Raw genomic sequence first — 3,956 nt, 5'->3', positions numbered from 1 at the left:
GGGGCGACGGGTACAGGGAAGACCTATACCATGAGTCAGGTCATTTCCAAAGTCAATAAACCAACTTTGGTTATTGCCCACAATAAGACTCTGGCTGGTCAGCTCTATGGGGAGTTCAAGGAATTTTTCCCTGAAAATGCTGTTGAGTACTTCGTATCGTACTATGATTATTATCAACCTGAGGCCTATGTCCCTTCTAGTGATACCTATATAGAGAAGGATAGCTCGGTCAATGACGAGATTGACAAGCTCCGTCACTCGGCGACTTCAGCCCTTCTGGAGCGCAATGATGTCATCGTAGTGGCTTCTGTCTCTTGTATCTATGGTTTGGGTTCGCCCAAGGAATATTCTGATAGCGTCGTTAGTCTCCGTCCAGGTCTGGAGATTTCTCGTGATAAACTCTTGAATGACTTGGTAGATATACAGTTTGAACGCAATGATATTGATTTCCAACGGGGAAGATTTCGCGTTCGCGGAGATGTGGTGGAGATTTTCCCAGCTTCTCGTGATGAACACGCTTTTAGAGTAGAATTTTTCGGAGACGAAATCGACCGTATCCGTGAAGTTGAGGCTTTGACAGGTCAGGTATTGGGAGAAGTGGATCATTTGGCGATTTTCCCTGCCACTCACTTTGTGACCAATGATGACCACATGGAGGTTGCGATTGCTAAGATTCAGGCAGAGTTGGAGGAGCAGTTGGCTGTCTTTGAAAAGGAAGGCAAACTGCTAGAAGCCCAGCGTTTGAAACAGCGCACAGAGTATGATATTGAAATGCTGCGTGAGATGGGGTATACAAATGGGGTTGAGAACTACTCACGCCACATGGATGGTCGTAGTGAAGGAGAGCCTCCTTATACGCTTCTTGATTTCTTCCCAGATGATTTCTTAATCATGATTGATGAAAGTCACATGACCATGGGGCAGATTAAGGGCATGTACAATGGAGACCGTTCACGTAAGGAAATGTTGGTCAATTATGGTTTCCGTTTGCCTTCTGCCTTGGACAATCGTCCTCTCCGTCGGGAAGAGTTTGAAAGTCATGTTCACCAGATTGTTTATGTTTCAGCGACACCAGGTGACTATGAAAATGAACAGACCGAGACAGTGATTGAGCAAATCATTCGTCCGACAGGACTTCTAGACCCAGAGGTGGAAGTTCGTCCAACTATGGGACAGATTGATGACCTCCTAGGTGAAATCAATGCCCGTGTTGAAAAGAATGAACGAACCTTTATTACAACCTTGACCAAAAAAATGGCAGAAGACTTAACCGACTACTTCAAGGAAATGGGCATCAAGGTTAAGTACATGCACTCGGACATTAAGACCTTGGAGCGGACGGAGATTATCCGTGACCTACGTTTGGGTGTTTTTGATGTCTTGGTCGGAATCAACCTGCTCCGCGAAGGGATTGACGTTCCCGAGGTAAGCTTGGTTGCTATTCTCGATGCTGACAAGGAAGGTTTCCTTCGTAACGAACGTGGCTTAATCCAGACCATTGGTCGTGCTGCTCGTAACAGCGAAGGGCATGTCATCATGTATGCGGACACGATGACTCAGTCTATGCAACGTGCCATTGATGAAACGGCCCGTCGTCGGAAAATCCAGATGGCTTATAATGAAGAGCATGGTATCGTTCCACAAACCATTAAGAAAGAAATTCGTGACCTAATCTCCGTAACCAAGGCAGTTTCTAAAGAAGAGGATAAGGAAGTCGATATCAATAGCCTCAACAAACAAGAGCGCAAGGAACTCGTCAAAAAACTGGAAAAACAAATGCAAGAAGCTGTCGAAGTGCTTGACTTTGAACTCGCAGCTCAGATCCGCGATATGATGCTGGAAGTGAAGGCGTTGGATTAGGGTGTTAGTAGGAGATGAAATGGCAAATTTACATTATTTTACAGGTAAATTTAGTGAATCTGAATTAGAGAATCATTTTGGTTCCTTGGACGAAAATAAACTGAAATACGAACTTGAAAATTTTTGTAATCAATATTTAAAGTTATCTGAAGAAAAACAATTAAAATATGCTGGAATTGTCTTGTATGTTTGTATGAATTTAATAGAAAAAATAGGTAAGACTACAGCAAAAAATATATTAGTTGCACTAAATAAAATATTATTAAATAATGTCCAGTTATTTGATTGGTTTGAAAATTTTGAATATTTTATTGTTTTGTATAGATATTTATTTTTTACAAAGGAATATGAAGAATATTCTATATTGTTTGAAGATGGAAGTTATTTTTTAAGAATTCTTGAATTAGTGTTAGATGATGGTTTTGAGGAAGCTAAATTACTCGCTCCTAGCATACTTACAGTTTTTTATCAATTATTTAACCAAAATAGTTTACCAGAAGATAGAAGAATCTATTTTAAGAGGAAATATGAATCATTGATCAGATTTATATTTGAAAATAATGGTTTTGAAGATGCTATATATGCGTATTTCCGATTAGATGAGGTTGTTTCACTTTTTCAATTTGAGCACTTAAAGATAATAAATAACTATTATATCAATAACCCTCAATCTGATTATGTTGGGAAATATTTGGATTTTGTATCAAGACACTTTAATGTTGTAATTAAAGATTCGATTGATGTTGTTCGAAAGATAGCAGAAGAAAATGATTCGGATATCATCTGCAACCAAGCTATTAAGTTAATTGAGAAGTATGATAATGATTATTTAAATGAGCAAAGTGATTCAGAATTCATCCAGTCATCGGAAGCTAATCAACTTTTAAAACAAGCGGATAAGATTATATACTATATACGCTCTAAATTGACAGTTGATGCAAATGAGTTGAAAGAAATTGGTTCCTTTGGACATTATACTAAGATTGATACTTTAACAAATTTTCTCATAAAAGCTGACTGGAAAAATGAAAATAATTCTGAAACTCAACCTCCATTTTTACGACTTACTAATCTAAAACAGTTAAATGACCCAATGGAAGGAAGAGTAATATATGATTATTTGGGTATAGATAATACGTTTTTCCAACAATATCAAACTTCTAATGTGTTTATATCTTCCTTAACTATAGTTTCTGATAGTTTACCTATGTGGAAGGAGTATGCTGATTCCTCTCAGGGAGCATTCCTTGAATATGATATGTCTTATCTTGAACATATCGTTGCTCATAAATCGATAGAGTTTGTTAAAGTTCATTATTTAGATTTAATGTCAGAGAATAAAGATGAAACAGATGTTGGTAAATCTCTTGATAATTTAAAACAGATATTTGAAAAATTGAAAGAGCTGGAAGCTGAAAAAGAATTAAAAAGTTTTGCTGAGAAATTGAAGAAGATTTCATACCTTTTTAAAGTTAAAGACTATGAGTATGAAATGGAGTATCGTATTTTAATTAATTTAGATGATACAGCGATACAAAATATTATTAATAGAGATACTAATTCACATGAGAAATACTTGAAGAAAGAAGAAATTGGGTTAGAAGTTTTTGATAAAGTCAACTATAATGATTTTAGCTTGAAGAAGGAAGAAATTGGATTAGAGATTTTTGACAAGGTTAACTATAATGATTTTAGGAAGTATATTGTATTAAGCCCAAAAGATAATGGCAGATATGATTTATTTGTATATATCAATTTACTTCCTCTGAAATACTCAAAAGTTATCCTAGGTCCCAAAATTACGGATGCAGACTATATTGCTCCTTACCTCAAACTTGCCAATCCTGATATAGAAATAGAAAGTTCAAAGATCCCTTATCGTTAAGTTGAGGATGACATAAAGCAGAAGGTGGTTTGAGAGAATTTAGTGAGATTAAAATAGAAAATGCAAACTTAATTGAAAAATTTTAAATCTTAAAATTTAACTTTGAACCCATACCACCTTTACATTTTAGATTATATTTTAAATAGAGGGAAGTTATTATGAATTTGAAAGAGAAGAATTATAAGAAGTCATCGAGCTTAGATTCTGTTCG

General features: G+C 36.1%; 2 protein-coding genes. Both read left to right on the top strand.

Annotated features, from left to right (window positions below):
- A partial coding sequence (gene uvrB, locus GMD6S_RS08470) for an excinuclease ABC subunit UvrB (protein WP_000430227.1) occupies positions 1-1,860 on the top strand: 1,860 nt, incomplete at its 5' end.
- Between the two features lie 19 nt (positions 1,861-1,879).
- The gene (locus tag GMD6S_RS08465; protein ID WP_001284940.1) at positions 1,880-3,745 is read left to right on the top strand and encodes a DUF2971 domain-containing protein; all 1,866 of its coding nucleotides are present in this window, start codon (positions 1,880-1,882) and stop codon (positions 3,743-3,745) included.
- The last annotated feature ends 211 nt before the right edge of the window (positions 3,746-3,956 follow it).

The sequence above is a fragment of the Streptococcus sp. GMD6S genome (assembly GCF_000297015.1).
Note: the sequence above shows the minus strand (reverse complement) of the source record. Positions and strands in the feature narration are given on the sequence as shown.

Excerpts from the sequence above, each read along its gene's own strand:
- GMD6S_RS08465 (WP_001284940.1), top strand. The coding sequence starts at position 1,880 with ATGGCAAATTTACATTATTTTACAGGTAAATTTAGTGAATCTGAATTA.